A 16,372-nucleotide genomic window follows, 5' to 3' on the forward strand; every position below is an offset into this window, starting at 1 on the left:
AATAGCTCCCGGGCACCACAAGAACGGGACGGGATGCGCACGGTGCTATTTTGAGTCCCGCAGGATCTCGCGCGCGGATTTCATTTCCCGTGTCGCGAGCAGCATGGAGATCTGTACGACTACGCTCTGGTTCCTGAGGGGCTGGACGTATCGGTCGATAAGATCGTGCTGCGATGCACCCTTCACAATGAGGCCTTCGAGCAGTCGGCGAGCAACCACATGCATGGACATCGCGGTTGCTCGCGATGCGTGGCGCTCAGCCTGACAGGATTCATCGCGACGAGGGGTGAAATAAAGTCCCAGGATGCACTCAACAGCGATTTCATCACCAGGGCGGTCGCCTTCCATGGCGACCGGTACGGCTATGAACGAACCGTCTACACCGGAACTGCGGACAGGATCGAGATCTTCTGTCGAAGGCACGGTGCGTTTCGACAGATCGCGGAAAACCATCTCCGTGGCTCAGGATGCCCGGACTGCTCTCGTATTGAAACCTACGCCGACAGTTTCAAGCAGAAATGCCTGGACTTGGGCGTCGATTATTATCGTGCCTTGAAACGGCGCGAAGCGGGCATGAGCGAGGATCAGATCTTCGAGCGGGAGAAGCTTCGTCACCTCCGTCGCATTAACCCGGTGTCCGTCGATGGACACGATTATCCGAACCTTGGCGCTGCGGTGCGGCATATTCGACCGCCGGCCACCGCAACGACGATTGCTCGCTGGCTGGCCTCAGGGATGGCGCCTGAGGAGGCGTTCAGGCGCGTTCCTAACCCAGGCGTCAAGAACGGCATGATCTACCTCATTACCCACATCGAGACCGGCAAGAAATATATTGGCCTTACTGTGCAGTCCATCGAGAGGCGCTGGGTCTACCATCAGCAGCAGGCTCGGGCGGGGTGGATCAAGAGCCTTGAAGGACTTCATGCAGCCATTCGAGAGTTTGGGCCGGATGGTTTTGTTGTTGAAGCTATCGATGGCGGCGAGACAAAGATCGATCTTGAAACCAAGGAAAGGGCATGGATCAAGAAACATTACAGCCTGGTTCCAGCTGGGTTCAACATCAGTACGGGGGGAGGCAGCGGTGGCGTCGGCGCCAAGCCCCTAACCCTTGATGGGATCCGTTTTGCAAGCATCAGGCTCGCCGTAGCTCACTTGTCCGAGACACGAGAAATTTCTTTTGAAGCCGCGAAAGCACGCCTCCTCAAAGGTCGGACTGACGTGAGAAAGCCTGCGGCAAAGGGTGAGAGCAAAGTCGGGACCAGCGCCTACAAGGCATGGTCGAGGATACGGCACGGCGTGATGAACCCCAATTCAAAGGAATTCATCGAAGGCGTCACTCTATGTCCGGCCTGGCACGACCCACGCACATTTATCGATGATGTAGGGCAGCCACCCGACGGCGGCATGGCTTTCGTACGGCTCGATAAGACGTTGGGATACTTCCCGGAGAATTGCCGGTGGATGCGGCGATCTGAAGCGGGCAAGGCTCGCTGCAAAACATCAATCTTTAAAGAAAGCGAGCGCAGGCTGACCCGGCCCTGAACTCTGGTTCGAATGGTTGGCCCCTTGGCCAATTCGCGTTACAAAGACTCAACAAAGCCAATTGATTAGCGAGATCACGATGCGCGCCGCTCGACATGAAGAATTTGAGAATGTAATCGAGAACTATTTCCACAACGCGAGTGTCAATTCGAAAGATGATCAAGACCGGCTCATTGTGTTGTTCAAACGAACAAAAAAACTTGTGGACCTTGCCGTAAGGCAATGGGCCCGAACCCAGCCTGAATTGGCCGATCGGTTGATCGTATCATTCACGGCTGGCCTCGCGTTGAGCCCAGAGGCGACTGGGCAACCGCCAGAGTATTACCGCATCGTTGTGCCGCTCGCCGTCGTCCATCGTATGAGCGATACAGCCATTTACTGTTCCAACGCCTTGCGGGAAAAACCTTATTCAGCGTCCGACCCGGACGTAAGTGTCCTGATCGCGGTATTATTAGCGTTTGGGCATGAATTCTATCATATCGTCTCTGGCCACATAGCTTTGAAGCTGCCGGATGGGTCTGAAGCGCCAAACGATTTTCAAGAGGCGTCCGCTGACTTCATGGGTGCCGCCTGTCTTGCCCGCTGGCTAATCGTTGATGAGATCAAGTCGTTGCTGGGGACAGGTTCATATAACACGAGAGCGATTGGTTTTCAGGTGATGTTTTCGCTCACGTTGCTATCGCTTATTTTTGCGGATGAACCCGGTCCCGGCTATCCTAGGCCAAACGAGCGGTTAAGGTCCTACTTAGATGGCTTCGCCTTTGGATGCGAAGGGAGGTGGTGGGAGGTGCATCCGCTGATAGTCTTGACTCAAAGGGAGCCAGTTCCCGCGCTATATGAGGCCTTCCGAGCAGCCGATCTTGAGGAAAATGCTGGCCAGCTCTGGCTGAACCTCCCTGAAGTTTATGACCCCAGTTCCAGATATTATTCGGCTGCGGATCAGGCCACACGGCGGACTTGGTACAACAATGCACCACTCCTGCGACCCATTGCCGGCGATCTGCTCAGGGTCGTACCTCGGCTCCCTCAGTAAAGCCGATGATCAACCTGCACTTCCTCGGCAAACAAGTGGTTTCAAAGCTCGGCGCTCTTTAAAGAATTCGCGCGGCACGTCCAGTACGGCGTGTCGCATGATTATAGTAGCTGGAGGCTTGTTGTACGGACCTGTGACGTGACTGCTCCATCGCCTCGGCGAGGGGAATGCCGCCGTTGGCCGCTTCGGTGAGATATCCCGACCGCAATCCGTGTGCCGAAAACTCCCCCGGATCCAACCCAGCCATTTCCGCCCGCTGTTTTACGATCGCATTGACCGCACTCGGCTCCAGCGCCCGCTTCGACACGTTGCCCCAACGATCGATCTTCCGAAAAATACTCCCGCTTTCGATTCTTCCAGCCGCCATCCATGCGTTCAAAGCATCCACGGGCCGGCCCGTCAGATAAACGGCCTCATCGCTTTCGGCACCTGACGTCTTGGTGCGACCGAGATGGATGGCGAGAGAGGGGAGGGGAGGGGCACCCTCGACGGTGATGGGTGGCTCGACGGTGAGCTGCTCCCTGCGCAGACCGGCAATCTCACTGCGACGACGACCGCCCGAGGCAAAAGCCACCATCAGGATTGCCCGGTCGCGGATGTCACGAAGGCTGTCGGTGCTGCAGGTCGCGAGCAGCTTTGCCAGGACGTCGCCGGTGACGGCCTTCGCGCTCTTGCGTTTCCTTGGCCGCGGCGTCGCCCGAACTGCGAGGCGTATCGCGGATTTCAGCGACGGCGAGGAAAAGACGCCTGACAGCCCGCGCCATTTCGTCAGCGTCGACCAGCTGGCAATCCGCCGCCGCACCGTGTCGGGCGCGTGCGGCCCTGGCGATCGCAGAAAACCCTGTTCCCGCAGGCTCTGTTCGACATCGGCCGGCATGCCGTGGTGAGGATCGATGTCGCGCTGTTCGGGCTGCCAGAGATGGTGGGCGACGAATTTAAGAGCCAAGGCTTCGGGCGCCGGCCAGGGGAGGGAGGCGCCGGTTGCGGCAAGCGACCAGGCCTGTAGATAGGCGAGGTCGGAGGTGAGGGCGCGCAGAGTGTTTTCGCCCATGCCTTCGTTGACCAGATGGCGTAGCGTTTCGATGTCCTGGTCGGTCAGCAGTTCGGCCAGTTCGTCGCGCCGGTCGATCGGTAGCACGCTGGCGATGGTGTCGAGTTCGTCGGCCCGGCGATCGACGGCGGTCTTGGAGATGGACGGTCTGGCCACAGAGAAACTCCGGATCGGCGGCTTTTGACGGCCGAGTGGCCGTGGAATTGCCGGATTCTTTCTGATTTGCGACTCGAAATCAATCACCTCCGATAAGAGGTACTTATCGATGGTTAGAACCTCAACCGCCAGTCATACCATCTGAAGAACCGTAATATTTATATAGAGTTCTTATAAGAAATCATTTACCATGATTTCAATGGGTTATGATCTCGCGAAAATCAGCATATCAGCCTTGATGCGACCGGCTTTCGACGCCGGCATCGCCCTCACGCGTCTGGACGAGCGAATCGCCCGCTCGCCGGTCGGCCAGGGATGGATTGAACGCTCCCAGTTCACCGATGCCTGCGCCTCGCTCTGGATCGACGGCGAGCTCGTTCATCTCGAAGACCTCGTCCTCCACGACGCTTTTCGCGATACCCGCACCCCAACTCATGAACTTACCATCTCTCGCGACGTGTTGCGCACCCGCCGGCGGATTGCCGTACAGTCGCCCGACTGGGCGCTGTCGCCGGAAGGCACTCGCACGCTCCGGCAGACTTCGGAGATCGGGTCAGCCGGCACAGGTAAGGCGCAGACCGCCGGCACAGTGCGGAGCGCCGCCTCGATCGATGCGGAAGGGGAGGGAGATGATGTCGGCGAGGGCGCCAAAGATCTGCACGGCGTCGATTTTGCCGCCATCGATGCGATCCTTGCGCGCTCTGACGCTGCGATCGAACGAGCCAGAAAGCCTGGCCGGGTTCCGGCCGATCCGATGATTTATGATCTCGACTGGGACGAGGATGCCCGGCTCGACGAATGGCGCGGCGTGCTGCGACAGGCCGAAAACCTGCCGGCGGTACTGCAGGCGATTGTCGCCCTCGATGCCTGGAATTTCTTGTCCGTGCTGCAGCACGCGCCGTGGCTCGGCCGGCTGTTGTGCGCCTCCATCCTGCGGCAGGCCGGCATCACGTCAGGTGCCCATCTGGCCGCCATCAATCTCGGCCTTAAAACCATTCCCGTCGATCGGCGCCGGCATCGCGATCGCGAAACCCGGCTGCTCGCCATCGCCCACGGACTTTTGGCGGCCGCCGAGATCGGGTTGAAAGAGCATGACCGGCTGGCGCTGGCTCGAACCCTCCTGGAGCGCAAGCTGGAGGGGCGCCGCACGTCGTCAAGGCTGCCGGAGCTGGTCGAGCTGGTGACGGCAAAACCATTGGTGTCGGCCGGCATGGTGGCGAAGACGCTCGAGGTGACGCCGCAGGCGGCGCGGCGGATCGTTGCGGAGCTGGGGCTCAGGGAGATGACGGGGAGGGGAAGGTTTCGGGCGTGGGGTATAGTATGAGGTTGGCGAGTAGCGCGGAATCATCGCTAAGGACATGAGCGAGCGGGAGCGGCGTCTGTTTTTCCGCGACAGCGATCATCAGCTCTGCGCCCTCGCGATGAAGTACAATGCACCCGTGAACCAGATCAATCTGGGAGTGCCGTCCCCGAACATTGATGTTGTTCGCAAGTTGCGTGGTAGGTAGACAAATACGTGCTGCCGGTGGAATTGATTTGAAGGCGTTTGCCCGCAGGGGCTTGTCACTGTAAGGGGAGCCGCGGACAATGCGGATAATGAAGGGGTGTCACGAGAGTGGTTCGGCAGGGCGCGACTAGGGACGAACCGGATCGTCTTTGCAGATTCTATTCTCACCCGCATATCGGCGATCTGCTAGTGAAAGCAATGCCGCTGACGGATGTGTCTTCCATAATTGATTTAGGGGCAGGCGGCGGTGTCTTGTCGGATGCTGCTTCACGACGTTGGGCGGCGGCGGCGATCACTACTGTGGACATCGATCCGGCCTGTGGTGTCGCGATGCGCGAGCGCCTGCCGCACAGGAATCGGACGCATTACGTCTTAGATGCTCTTGATCCTGAGATATTGGCGAAAGTCGGCCGTGCTGGGCAGTTCGATGCCGCGATCTGCAACCCTCCCTTCAAGAAGATCGAGTGGCGCGGGGGATATGAACGCGTCCTTTCCGAGGCCGGACTTGCTGACTGCTTCTCGACCGAAAGCGACGTCACTGCAGAAGCGCTTTTTCTGGCCCAGAACGTCAGGCTCGTGCGAAGGGGCGGTACAGTGGGTCTGATAGTTCCCGACAGCTTCATTTCGGGAAGAAGTGCTTCAAGCTTGCGAAACGCAGTCGTCAGGTGTCATCGGGTCAGAGCTGTCATCCAACTCCCTAACGGCTCCTTCGCAAGGACGGAAGCCAATTCTTACCTACTCGTGTTCGACAACAAGTTAAACTCTGAGGATGCTATCAGTCTTCACCGATTTTCGCTGGATGGTGGATTGAGCCCAGCGATTATGGTGGATCCCAAGCTAGCCGTCCGTCGACTGGACTACGATTTCCATGCGATGGAGCGGAATGAGTCCACACAGACCCTGGCGTCGCTTGAAGCAAGCGTGTTCAGGGGCACGATGGCGGCTGCCGAATGCAAGGCAGCCTCACGCTTCGTATTTCATACCAGCGACTTCTCACAGGCACGCGATGGTCAGTTCTTCGGTCCGAACGCGGTCGCGTCAGGCCCGTCCGCACGCGCGGGAGACATCCTGATGGCACGAGTAGACCGCAGCCTAGAAACGAAGATCGCGATAGTTCGGGCAGGGAACTTCAACGTCTCTGATTGCACGTTCGTGGTTAGGGTCGACGAAAGACATAGGGAACGCGTATTCGCCGCGCTTCGTTCCGAAGAGGGGCGTTCGAAGATCCGTTCCGCAAGCCGTGGTGTAGGAGCAAGACACCTCAGCAAGTCCGAGCTACTAGCTATTCCACTAATTTAGGATCCGTGATGTCAGACGAAGTTCAACAGAACACATTCGAAGAGCGCGCGGATCAGATTGATGCGAATGTTCTGATTGGCGAAACCGTCGCCGAAGACCACTTCGACAAGGTTCATCAGGCGCTCGTATCAAAAGGCCTAGTCCTGATACAAGGTCCGCGCGGCTGCGGCAAAACACACCTTATGCGCTACACGGCCCTCAAATGTCAGGAAGACGACGGGCTGCCACTGGCGATTTACGTGAGCTTCAATCGCTATCTGCGGTTAGAGCCGCTCCTAAATCATCGTTCGGACGCTGTGGCGATCTTCCAGTCTTGGGTCCTCGCCAGCCTGGTTCTTGAAGCTGATAATCTCGCAACGCAACTGGACGACGAAGATGGATTCGACTTCCCAGCGTTCCTCGGCGCCGAACGTACGGATTTCCAGAGCATCGTCGATCAGTTGGAGCGGCAGCTCCCGCTTTCTCTCGCCGAGCAGGACCTAGTCAAGTCGCTGACAATCCAGAGCGTCGTCAATGGAATTCTGGCCATGTGCGAGCACCATGACCGGGAACGCGCCATCGTCCTTCTGGACGATGCGGCACTTACTCTGACACCGGAGTACATGGTCGAACTGTTCGACATCATCAGGGTCCTGAAACATCCAAAGATATCCCCAAAAGCGTCAGTATACCCAGGATCGACGGAATACGGTCCCCGTTTCCACGCGCACCATGAAGGACGGACGATGTCGGCTTGGCTGCCGGTCGATAACGAACGCTACCTTGAGACGATGCGGGAGATCGCGCGCAAACGCTATCCCGTCAGCGAGAACGTGAAACCAGAAATCGAGGAGCTGCTCATGTATGCTTCGTTCGGTATCCCGCGGGCTTTTCTGACTATGCTACGTTCCTACACCGAGGAAGTTGAAGGACCCGACCAGCAGCGCATCAACTCGATCATCCAAGAGCACAACAAGTTTCGTCTCAGCGAATTTCGGTCTTTGGCCCAGAAAGTTCCGAGGTTGGCGACGTTGGTTATGACCTGAGACCCTAAACTTCCGCCAGATTTTGGTAGAGTCCGTCACAACGAGGAGACGGACGAATGAAGCGTTCACGGTTCACGGAAGAACAGATCATCGGGATATTGAAGGAGCAGGAGGCGGGTGCGAAGACAGTTGACGTCTGCCGCAAGCACGGCATCTCGGACGCAACCTTCTACAAATACAAGGCGAAGTATGGCGGCATGGACGTGTCCGATGCCCGCAAGCTGAAGGCGCTCGAGGACGAGAACGCCAAGCTGAAGAAGCTCTTGGCCGAGGCCATGCTGGACAATGCGATCCTGAAGGATGTCGCGTCAAAAAAATGGTGACGCCCGATGTGAAGCGGGATGTGGTGGCTCATGTCTGTGCGCAGCATGGGGTGAGCCAGCGTCGGGCGTGCGAGGTTCTGTCGTTAGATCGGTCGAGCATGCGATACCGCAGCGTGCGGCCTGACGATGCGACTATTCGGGAGGCAATGAAGAAAGTGGCGTCGGAGCGCCGACGCTTCGGTTATCGCCGCATCCACGTGATGCTCGACCGTCAGGGGATCGTCATGAACCTGAAGAAGCTTCGACGTCTCTATCGGGAGGAGAAGCTGACGGTGCGCAAGCGCGGCGGCCGAAAGCGGGCCTTGGGGACAAGACGCCCCCTGGCTCTGCCGTCACGCCCCAACGAGCGCTGGAGTTTGGACTTCATCAGCGATGCCTTCACCGACGGTCGCCGCTTCCGGGTGCTGGCGGTTGTCGACGACTTCACCCGCGAATGCCTGTGCCTGGTCGCCGACACATCTCTGTCGGGCGCTCGGCTTGCCCGCGAGTTGGACACCCTTATCGTCAGACGGGGGAAGCCGAAGACGATTGTCTCGGACAACGGCACGGAGATGACCAGCATGGCCATCCTCAAATGGTGCCAGGAGACAAAGGTCGAATGGCACTACATCGCCCCCGGCAAGCCGATGCAAAACGGCTTCGTCGAAAGCTTCAACGGCAGCTTCCGTGACGAGTGCCTCAACGAGACCCTGTTCTCGTCACTCACCCAGGCCCGCGCCGCCATCACCGCATGGAAGGAGGATTACAACAGGAACAGACCCCACTCGTCGCTGGGCAACATCACACCCAGAGAGTTCGCAATGAAAATGGCTATGGAAAAACAGGCCGCATGAGGCCAGATTGAAAACCCAAGACTCTCTCGAAAACTGGAGGGGAGTTGGGTCTCAGGTCAGTCTGCAAATGCAGTCAAATCGCGTGCCTCGTTCGTGGAACACATGTCCTCAGCTATGCATTCTGATTTCTTGCATGAGGAGACACCAATGCGTAAACTGACAAAAGCTTTTTCTGCCCTATCGATCTCGGTTATGTTAACTTTGACGTCGCTAGGTTCCGTTTCGGCAATGCCCTTGCCGGCGGTCTCAGCTCCAAAGGTCAGCGATGTCGAGCAAGTGCAATTTCGGAATCACCGGCATCACCGACGCCATCAATTCAGGCATCATCGCGGACACCGTCACCATTACCGCCACCACCGCGGTGATCGACACTACGGTCGGCACTACCGCCGTCATCATCGCAACAACGCTGGCGCAATTATAGGTGGGTTGGCAGCAGGTGCGATAATTGGCGGTGCTCTCGCTAGCCCATCGCGACCGGCATATGCCGGTAATAGTCATCAGTCATGGTGCGCGAACCGCTACCGGACCTACCGAGCCTCCGACAACACATACGTTCCGCGTGTAGGGTATCGAGCTCAGTGCGTTTCGCCTTATTGAACCTAACAAGGCATGGTTGAAGGCGGCAGGAATGCCGCCTTTTACGGCTGGACACTGCTCTCCATCCGGCTGCTTGAGATCTACGGCTAACTGCACGCTGCCGACTGATAGCATCGCATTGCCAACTGATGAATCCTGTGCGCTGCCACCTCATTGTTTCATCTGGCAGGGATTAAAAAGGCAAGTTTTTCTGTTAAAGCACATATTCAGCGAGAAGCGACCACCGGAACTGCGTAGCTTTCGTCTAGCGTAGCGCCGGAGCCGCAAGTATGAAAGCTTAATGTCAGTGCACCGGTCCGACAGGAATGTGTCGGTGTCATCGACCGTAACCATTGGCGCTGCGGGCAAAGTCAAGCCTGGAGAACGTCTCAAACAGTCGCTCGCGTGCGCGTATTCCATTATCTAATAATCCATTATTGCGGCTGTGTGCGGGCCGTGTTACCGACCCCACTTCCTGTAGAACCTAAAAAATCAAAAATTTCGAGAACCGAAATGTCTATTCGACAATCCTATGCAGTAACATCCCGTCCGTGGCATCTGCTCACAATCGCGCTCGTGGGCGCTGCTGTTCTGTTCGCTGTAGACCTCGCGAGTAACGGTTTTACTCAAGCTTTGACAAAGGAAAGCGGTGCCCTCGAAATTTCAACTGCGCTGCTCTACGCGTACACCACAATGGTCTGGTTGTGGACTCGCACCGGAGATACATGGCGGCGGGACTGGCAGGTTGCAGCCGTCATGCTTTTGATGATGGGACGCGAATTGGACCTCGACAAGCGACTGACCAGCGTTGGTATGCTTAAGAGTAACCTCTACCTGACGAACATAGCGCAACCCGTCGAGCGCATCTTCGGCGTCTTGGTACTTGTATTCGTGGCGACGGTTGCAATTCGGCTAATCGTTCGAAACGGCCCCGAGCTCCTCTCTGGCTTTAGACGCCGCGCCGTTTGGGCATGGAGCATCCTGGCGGCGATCGGTCTTGCCGTTGTTTCCAAGTCAATTGATGGATTGGACCGGAAGCTTGCACCGTTCGGTATTTCATTCAGCGATCACACCGTCTTCTTGCTGGGCGTGATAGAGGAGGTGTTGGAGTTCGGAATCCCAGTGATGTTCCTGGTTGCGACTATTCGCTCGATCGAAATTTCTGCCACACTGAATGCGAGAGCAATTTAGAGCACTAAGGCAGCACTGCTGCATAACACCTTTGACTGCAACGACCCCCGTTGCCAGTCTACTGACGATCCTAGTCTCAGGATGCTGTGATAAAGGCTCGAAGGGTAACGCCGGAAACGATCGAGGGCCACTCCTGCCCTCAACGGATCCTTCTGTCGGAACGAGAGGCCCCGTACAGCCTGACCGGTGACGTCATGGCGCTTCGCAACTTAGGTGTCGTGCATTGACACCTGGGATAGCGGCCCGCTCAATGCTGAATGTGCCGGCTGAACCGAACCGGCACGGGAAGGTGTTGTCTCGCATACCTTAGGCGGTGGTGCTCACGTCAGCTAATCAGATATCCTCCGTCTATCGGCAAGACCACACCGGTAACGAAGGATGCTGCGGGACTGCAAAGGAATGCAACAGCGCCTGCGATATCCTCCGGTCGGCCCCATCTTGCTAGGGGCGTTCTGTCGATAATGGGTTTTGAGCGAGCGGCATCATCCTGCAGTGCCTGGGTCAAAGGAGTTGCGATCCAGCCTGGAGCGACCGCGTTTACTCGGATCTTCTCCGCTGCATAGGCAATTGCAAGAGACTTTGTCAGCTGCGCAACTCCGCCTTTACTGGCGCTATATGCAGGAACCAGGCCGCCACCGAAAAAGGACAGCATCGACGCTGTGTTAACGATGCTTCCGCCGGAGGCTGCAAGTTTGGATCTCGCAGCCGAGCAGACGCGCATCGTTCCCGTCAGGTTGATCGACAATACCTTTTCGAAAACGTCAAGCTGATGCTCTTCCGCGCGTCGGATCACACCTGCACAGTTGACGACGATATCAATGCGGTCGAGGCCCTCAACCAGAGATGAGACAGCAACTTGATCGCACACGTCCAGTTCTTGTGCTGACAGTTTTAGCTCCGGCCGGCCCTCAAACTTGTTGGCGCCTAGCCCCGCGGCAACCACGGTCGCCCCCAATTCGGCTAAATGGGTGGCAATTGCTGCGCCAATGCCCGTGGTGGCGCCGGTGACGAGGGCGACCTTTCCGGAGAAGAGATCCGTTTGGAATGTCATGGTGATTTCTCGTGCAATGAAAACAGAATGCGTCGATGAGAGCACCTGCCATCCGTGACCTTGCTGGGCCAGGAATGGACAGGCCAGAAGACTGATCAGCGAATGAACTGCTCAACATAGTCGCGTCCTAGCCCGACGGACTCGTAATGTGCTCGGCACATGTCGATCTTGGTGAAGACGTCCTCGTAGCCGTTGTTGTTACCCCACGGGTCAACGTAATACATGCAGCCGTTTACCTGGAAATAAGTGATCATCTCCTCGACGCCCTCGTCGACTACCAGCGTATGGATCTCGCCCGGGGGTTCGAATGCATACGAACCTTCTGTCGCGACCCAGTCATGTTCGAGGTAGCGCCAGCTTCCCTTTAGTACCAAGGCGTGAACCGGGCCTGGATGACGATGTCGGCTGAGCACGCCGGATTTGCGAACCTTAAGCAGGTTCATCCAGTAGCCGGCGGATCGGTTCAGACAGAGCGGGCGAAACCAGACATTTTCGGACTGCGGCACCCAAATACGATCATCCTTAGGAATTGCGTCCGGAACGACGAGGTCAGGGAGCATGCCCTCAGGCTGCGGTTTCTGATACGGCATCCGGCGGATGGTTTCCGCATCCATCTGTTCCGGCGTCAGATTTTCCATGATTTCCTCCTTGATGTTGTCGGGTCAATTGCTTCATTGCGACCCCAACGAAAATTGATGAAAGCTGAAAACGAACAAAGAGTAGAGACATTGGCGTCCGTTTTTCCCCTCACACATTTCCTCCGATTGCGAACGCTAACACGAATGAAGTTGACAATCATCAGATGAATGTGAAAAATCATCTCATAATTGGGAGGATACGTCTGATATGTCGGTAACCGCGCGGATACGTCGCTCGGATAATGTTCTTGATCGGCTCGGCGCCGATATTGCTGCCGGTCGTCTCACAACCGGACAGACGATACCGACCGAGACTGAACTGATGGAGCTATACTCCGTGGGACGGTCTTCGGTGCGCGAAGCGGTCTCGACACTGGCCGGTCTCGGCATGGTCACGACCGCACCTCGCCGCGGAACAACCGTCACCAATCGCTCAGAGTGGAATACGCTCAGCCGAGATGTGCTTCGCTGGTTGATGGGCAGCAAGGTCATGACACCGGGCATTCTTGAAGCGATAGATGAGGCACGGCGGGTCTTCGAGCCGGCGTCCGCCGCTCTTGTGGCGAAACGAGCGACGCGGTTGCAGATCATCGACATCGAGACTGCCTACGCACGAATGGAGGACGCAGCCCTTCGTGGCGACGCGGAGGCAGCTGTACTCGCCGACCGTGAGTTCCATCTCGCCATACTGAAAGCAACCGGCAACCCGATCCTGCAGGCGTTCGATAGTGCGATTGATAGCATCCTCGGGGTGCTGTTCGGGGTCACCGCCAACCACATGGAAAATTTTCGCGCCAATCTTAGCAATCACCTGGCGGTTCTTGAAGCCATACGACTTCGTGATCCCACGGCCGCTGAGCGCGCAATGCTCGATACGATCCAGTTTACGACGGAGAAAATGAAGGTCGCGAAGCTGATCGAATAGACCAAGGCAAAGAGGAGGAGAACCCAATGCCATTTATGAAATCACTGATAATATCGGCCGCCGTCCTCGGCGTATCCGCAGGTGCCGTTCTTGCGGAATATCCGGAGAAAGCAATTACGCTCATCGTTCCTTGGGCCGCTGGCGGCGGTACGGACGCGATTGCACGCCTTCTGGCAGGCGGTATGGAGAAGGAACTCGGTGTTTCGGTCAACGTCGTCAACAAGCCCGGCGGCGGTTCCGTCATCGGCCATTCGGAGATGCTGTCGACTAAACCTGACGGCTATACGTTGGGATTCGCGACAGCTGAGCTAGCAAGTTTCTATTGGGCTGGCCAAAGCCAGTACAAGGCAACAGACTTCAATCCAATCGCTCTTGTGAACTTTGATTCTGGCGCCTTCCACGTATCGGCCTCGGGTGACTGGAAGGATGTCAAAGCCGCTCTCGCGGATATCAAGTCGAAGCCGACCGGCACCTACACCGTGACGGGCACGAGCACAGGCGCAGCCTACCACCTGGCATTTGCCGGGTTCCTGAAAGCAAATGGGGTCGATCCGCTTTCGGTTACGCTCGTGCCGTCGCAAGGTGCTGCACCCGGTTTCCAGGAACTGGCGGCAGGGGGCTCAAATGTCGTTTTGTCTTCGCTACCTGAAGGCATCGCGATGATGCAGGCGGGGAAGACAAAGCCGCTGACCGTGTTTGCCGAAAAGCGCATCGCAGCGTTTCCGGATGTACCGACTGCCGAAGAGGCAACGGGCGTAGCGTTCAGCGGTGGCACCTGGCGCGGGGTGGTTGGACCTCAGAAGCTTCCTGCGGATGTCCAGAAAAAACTCAGCGACGCTGTCGTCAAGGTGGCCGGCTCCGAAGACTTCGTGAAGTTCATGAACGATAAGGGATTTGGCATCCGCGTTCTTGATACAGCTGGCTTCGGACAGTTTCTGACCGAGCAATACACGCAGGTTGGTACAATCATGAACGATCTGGGCATCGCCCAGCGCAAGGAGTAGTACAATGCGCCTGCCCGACTTCTGGACGGGCCTGGCCTTTGCAATCTTTGGCGTGGCCATTGCATTGCTGGCACAAGGCTTTCACGTTTCGGCAGGCGCGGCCTCCCCAAAACTCCTTCCGACGATCATCGGAAGCATCATGGCCGTCTTGGGCGGCGTGATCGCGTTGCGCGGCTGGCGCAACGCAGGGGACGTTGCGATGCCTGCATGGGTTTCTTCACCACAACAGATGGCGCTGATCGCGTTTATACCGGTTGCCATCATTGCCTACGGTTTGCTTGCTCCGCTGGTCGGTTCCATTCCAATGGCTATTCTTATCGTAACGACACACTGTCTCATATACGGCGTACGACCTCTAACTGCGATCGGCGTCGGCGCTATCTCCGGGTTTACGGCATCTATCATATTTAGCCACCTGCTCGGCATCCCTCTACCCACGGGTATTCTAGAGGATTTCATAGGATGACAGCTTTCCTTGACGGCCTTGCACTTGTGATGCAGGTCGACGTGCTGATCACGATTGTTGTGTCGGCGATCTTCGGCCTTTTCGTTGGCATGATCCCCGGCCTGAGCGCTACCATGGCTGTCGCACTTCTCGTACCAGTCACATTCACGCTATCGCCGGTTGCCGCACTTGCGACAATTATCACGTGCTCCGGTATGGCTATGTTTGCCGGTGACATTCCCGGCGCCTTCCTGCGCATTCCCGGTACTCCTGCCTCGGCAGCTTATACCGATGACATGCATGAGCTCACAAAGCGTGGGCGCTTGGACGAAGCTCTTGGGATGTCTGTTCTGGCTTCGGTGATAGGTGGGATCATGGGCACGATCGTGCTGATGTTCGGCGCACCTTTGCTAGCCGATTTTGCTATGAACTTTTCCAGCTACGAGTATTTCTGGCTGGCCCTTCTGGGGCTTTCCTGTGCAACGCTCGTAGCCGGCGATGATGCGGCAAAGGGCTGGATCTCGTTGATGCTGGGTCTGTTCTTTTCGGTCGTCGGACTGGACTTTGTTACCGGCACTCAGCGCTACACATTTGGAAATATCAACCTCCAAGGCGGTATCGGCTTCATTGCCGTCATGATTGGCGCGTTCGCGTTGGCGGAAATCTTCCGGAAGTCCGAAAGTTTCGACGGCAAGCAACTGAAAGCGCAGATCAAGATCAGCGGCCGGCTCTATCCGTCTAATGCATTGTTGTGGCGGGAACGTAAACACATCGTCAGGGGAGGTGTACTGGGAACCTTGATTGGTGCCTTGCCGGGTGCAGGTGCCGATATCGCGGCTTGGGTGACGTATGCCGTATCGAAGCGGTTCGCTCGAGATCCCGAGCTCTTCGGCAAAGGTTCTCCTGAGGGGGTTGCTGGCGCAGGCTCGGCCAACAATGCTGCAATTGCCGGAGCATATGTGCCGACACTTGTCTTTGGTATCCCCGGTGACTCCATCACCGCCATCGTCGTCGGTGTGCTGATCCTTAAGGGAATTCAGCCAGGGCCGCTGGTGTTCGTCAACTCTGCCGACATGGTCAACGCAATCTACATCATCTTCCTGCTTGCCAACCTGATCCTGATCCCGCTCGGCATCGTGTCGATCTATGTTGGGAAGTTCGTAATTTCGGTTCGGGACGCAATTCTATACCCCCTGATCCTGCTACTGTGCATCTATGGTGCTTATGCTGTCAGTAACAACATCTTCGAGCTATGGATTGTTCTGGCTATCGGTATCCTCGTGTGGGTGATGCAGGCTAACAACTATCCCGCAGCCCCGCTCATACTCGGTCTGGTTCTTGGACAGGTAGTCGAGCAGAATTTCATGTCTTCGATCATCAAGGCAAACGGCAACTACATCAACTTCTTCAATCGGCCGATTTCCGGGACGCTTGGTGTAGTGACGTTGATCATCTGGTCTTATCCGCTGATTGCCGCGATTGTCAGGCGCCGCTCAGTGTCAAAGTCAGGGAGGGCGTAGCCGTCTTATCGAAATGAGAACTTGCTACCATGCCTGACGTCGGGCGTGGTCCAGGCGCCATCACCTGCATTGCGGGTTCGTGAAAACGGCTTCCTTGCCTTTCGTTGGCCCGATGATTGCAAGGTAAGCGTTGCGCCGTCGGCGGCGTGATCTTCACACTTCATTGCGCGAAGCAATGACTAAGCACTCTCCAATCTGGCCGGGCCTCGAAACTGATGCCTGGGATAACTGGTCGTCGGTTCAAATACCG

16 protein-coding genes are annotated in these 16,372 nt (G+C 56.9%); 13 read left to right on the forward strand and 3 right to left on the reverse strand.

Annotated elements, in window-relative coordinates; all coding sequences use genetic code 11:
- Window positions 1–219 precede the first annotated feature (219 nt).
- Together IFT59_RS20995 and IFT59_RS21000 are read left to right on the forward strand one after the other, a co-directional pair.
- Window positions 220–1,542, forward strand: a complete 1,323-nt coding sequence (locus IFT59_RS20995) for a GIY-YIG nuclease family protein (RefSeq protein WP_192088202.1) — start codon at window positions 220–222, stop codon at window positions 1,540–1,542.
- A 79-nt stretch (window positions 1,543–1,621) separates the two neighbouring features.
- Window positions 1,622–2,575 (forward strand): hypothetical protein, encoded by a 954-nt coding sequence (locus IFT59_RS21000; RefSeq protein ID WP_192088203.1) that lies wholly within the window; start codon window positions 1,622–1,624, stop codon window positions 2,573–2,575.
- 58 nt (window positions 2,576–2,633) lie between these two features.
- On the opposite strand, the gene IFT59_RS21005 is transcribed toward IFT59_RS21000, so the two are convergent.
- A complete protein-coding gene (locus IFT59_RS21005) occupies window positions 2,634–3,782 on the reverse strand; it encodes a tyrosine-type recombinase/integrase (protein ID WP_192088204.1) in 1,149 nt (382 codons plus the stop codon).
- Between the two features lie 190 nt (window positions 3,783–3,972).
- Here IFT59_RS21005 and IFT59_RS21010 point away from each other — a divergent pair, with 190 nt between their 5' ends.
- The 7 genes from IFT59_RS21010 to IFT59_RS21035 all read left to right on the forward strand — a co-directional run bounded on the left by IFT59_RS21010 (window position 3,973) and on the right by IFT59_RS21035 (window position 10,539).
- Complete coding sequence (locus IFT59_RS21010; protein WP_192088205.1) at window positions 3,973–5,106, forward strand: RHE_PE00001 family protein; 1,134 nt, start codon at window positions 3,973–3,975, stop codon at window positions 5,104–5,106.
- Window positions 5,107–5,478: 372 nt separating this feature from the next.
- Window positions 5,479–6,588, forward strand: a complete 1,110-nt coding sequence (locus tag IFT59_RS21015) for an N-6 DNA methylase (protein WP_342366131.1) — start codon at window positions 5,479–5,481, stop codon at window positions 6,586–6,588.
- A gap of 8 nt (window positions 6,589–6,596) precedes the next feature.
- Window positions 6,597–7,613 carry an ORC-CDC6 family AAA ATPase gene (locus IFT59_RS21020; protein ID WP_192088207.1) on the forward strand — a complete coding sequence of 339 codons (1,017 nt, stop codon included), beginning with the start codon at window positions 6,597–6,599 and terminating at the stop codon, window positions 7,611–7,613.
- 56 nt (window positions 7,614–7,669) lie between these two features.
- Window positions 7,670–8,769, forward strand: a protein-coding gene (locus IFT59_RS21025) for an IS3 family transposase (RefSeq protein ID WP_113166001.1) whose coding sequence is annotated in 2 segments (ribosomal slippage) — window positions 7,670–7,922 and window positions 7,922–8,769 — 1,101 coding nt in all. Because the reading frame shifts where the segments join, the coding sequence is not laid out codon by codon here.
- A 265-nt stretch (window positions 8,770–9,034) separates the two neighbouring features.
- Window positions 9,035–9,193: a hypothetical protein gene (locus IFT59_RS23200; protein WP_249407707.1), complete on the forward strand. Its 159-nt coding sequence runs from the start codon at window positions 9,035–9,037 to the stop codon at window positions 9,191–9,193.
- 5 nt (window positions 9,194–9,198) lie between these two features.
- A complete protein-coding gene (locus IFT59_RS23205) occupies window positions 9,199–9,369 on the forward strand; it encodes a BA14K family protein (protein ID WP_249406567.1) in 171 nt (56 codons plus the stop codon).
- Between the two features lie 492 nt (window positions 9,370–9,861).
- On the forward strand, window positions 9,862–10,539 hold the full coding sequence (locus IFT59_RS21035; RefSeq protein WP_113166023.1) for a hypothetical protein: 678 nt from the start codon (window positions 9,862–9,864) through the stop codon (window positions 10,537–10,539).
- Between the two features lie 325 nt (window positions 10,540–10,864).
- On the opposite strand, the gene IFT59_RS21040 is transcribed toward IFT59_RS21035, so the two are convergent.
- Together IFT59_RS21040 and IFT59_RS21045 are read right to left on the reverse strand one after the other, a co-directional pair.
- Entirely contained in the window at window positions 10,865–11,590 is a 726-nt protein-coding gene (locus tag IFT59_RS21040) for an SDR family NAD(P)-dependent oxidoreductase (protein ID WP_113166024.1), read from the reverse strand.
- Window positions 11,591–11,685: 95 nt separating this feature from the next.
- Window positions 11,686–12,228 (reverse strand): 2,4'-dihydroxyacetophenone dioxygenase family protein, encoded by a 543-nt coding sequence (locus IFT59_RS21045; protein WP_249407683.1) that lies wholly within the window; start codon window positions 12,226–12,228, stop codon window positions 11,686–11,688.
- Window positions 12,229–12,436: 208 nt separating this feature from the next.
- Here IFT59_RS21045 and IFT59_RS21050 point away from each other — a divergent pair, with 208 nt between their 5' ends.
- From IFT59_RS21050 to IFT59_RS21065, 4 genes are read left to right on the forward strand one after another with little or no spacing between them, the layout of a single operon-like run.
- The gene (locus IFT59_RS21050; protein WP_113166025.1) at window positions 12,437–13,153 is read left to right on the forward strand and encodes a FadR/GntR family transcriptional regulator; all 717 of its coding nucleotides are present in this window, start codon (window positions 12,437–12,439) and stop codon (window positions 13,151–13,153) included.
- Between the two features lie 35 nt (window positions 13,154–13,188).
- Window positions 13,189–14,157 carry a tripartite tricarboxylate transporter substrate binding protein gene (locus IFT59_RS21055; protein ID WP_113166048.1) on the forward strand — a complete coding sequence of 323 codons (969 nt, stop codon included), beginning with the start codon at window positions 13,189–13,191 and terminating at the stop codon, window positions 14,155–14,157.
- Between the two features lie 4 nt (window positions 14,158–14,161).
- Window positions 14,162–14,623, forward strand: a complete 462-nt coding sequence (locus IFT59_RS21060) for a tripartite tricarboxylate transporter TctB family protein (RefSeq protein ID WP_113166026.1) — start codon at window positions 14,162–14,164, stop codon at window positions 14,621–14,623.
- Entirely contained in the window at window positions 14,620–16,122 is a 1,503-nt protein-coding gene (locus tag IFT59_RS21065; protein WP_113166027.1) for a tripartite tricarboxylate transporter permease, read from the forward strand. The genes IFT59_RS21060 and IFT59_RS21065 overlap by 4 nt, the downstream gene beginning before the upstream one ends.
- Window positions 16,123–16,372 lie beyond the last annotated feature (250 nt).

The sequence above is a fragment of the Rhizobium sp. CFBP 8752 genome (genome assembly GCF_014842035.1).
GTDB lineage: Bacteria > Pseudomonadota > Alphaproteobacteria > Rhizobiales > Rhizobiaceae > Neorhizobium > Neorhizobium soli.

Excerpts from the sequence above, each read along its gene's own strand:
- IFT59_RS20995 (WP_192088202.1), top strand. The coding sequence starts at position 220 with ATGCATGGACATCGCGGTTGCTCGCGATGCGTGGCGCTCAGCCTGACA.
- IFT59_RS21000 (WP_192088203.1), top strand. The coding sequence starts at position 1,622 with ATGCGCGCCGCTCGACATGAAGAATTTGAGAATGTAATCGAGAACTAT.
- IFT59_RS21010 (WP_192088205.1), top strand. The coding sequence starts at position 3,973 with ATGATTTCAATGGGTTATGATCTCGCGAAAATCAGCATATCAGCCTTG.
- IFT59_RS21020 (WP_192088207.1), top strand. The coding sequence starts at position 6,597 with ATGTCAGACGAAGTTCAACAGAACACATTCGAAGAGCGCGCGGATCAG.
- IFT59_RS23200 (WP_249407707.1), top strand. The coding sequence starts at position 9,035 with ATGTCGAGCAAGTGCAATTTCGGAATCACCGGCATCACCGACGCCATC.
- IFT59_RS21035 (WP_113166023.1), top strand. The coding sequence starts at position 9,862 with ATGTCTATTCGACAATCCTATGCAGTAACATCCCGTCCGTGGCATCTG.
- IFT59_RS21040 (WP_113166024.1), bottom strand. The coding sequence starts at position 11,590 with ATGACATTCCAAACGGATCTCTTCTCCGGAAAGGTCGCCCTCGTCACC.
- IFT59_RS21045 (WP_249407683.1), bottom strand. The coding sequence starts at position 12,228 with ATGGAAAATCTGACGCCGGAACAGATGGATGCGGAAACCATCCGCCGG.
- IFT59_RS21050 (WP_113166025.1), top strand. The coding sequence starts at position 12,437 with ATGTCGGTAACCGCGCGGATACGTCGCTCGGATAATGTTCTTGATCGG.
- IFT59_RS21055 (WP_113166048.1), top strand. The coding sequence starts at position 13,189 with ATGAAATCACTGATAATATCGGCCGCCGTCCTCGGCGTATCCGCAGGT.
- IFT59_RS21060 (WP_113166026.1), top strand. The coding sequence starts at position 14,162 with ATGCGCCTGCCCGACTTCTGGACGGGCCTGGCCTTTGCAATCTTTGGC.
- IFT59_RS21065 (WP_113166027.1), top strand. The coding sequence starts at position 14,620 with ATGACAGCTTTCCTTGACGGCCTTGCACTTGTGATGCAGGTCGACGTG.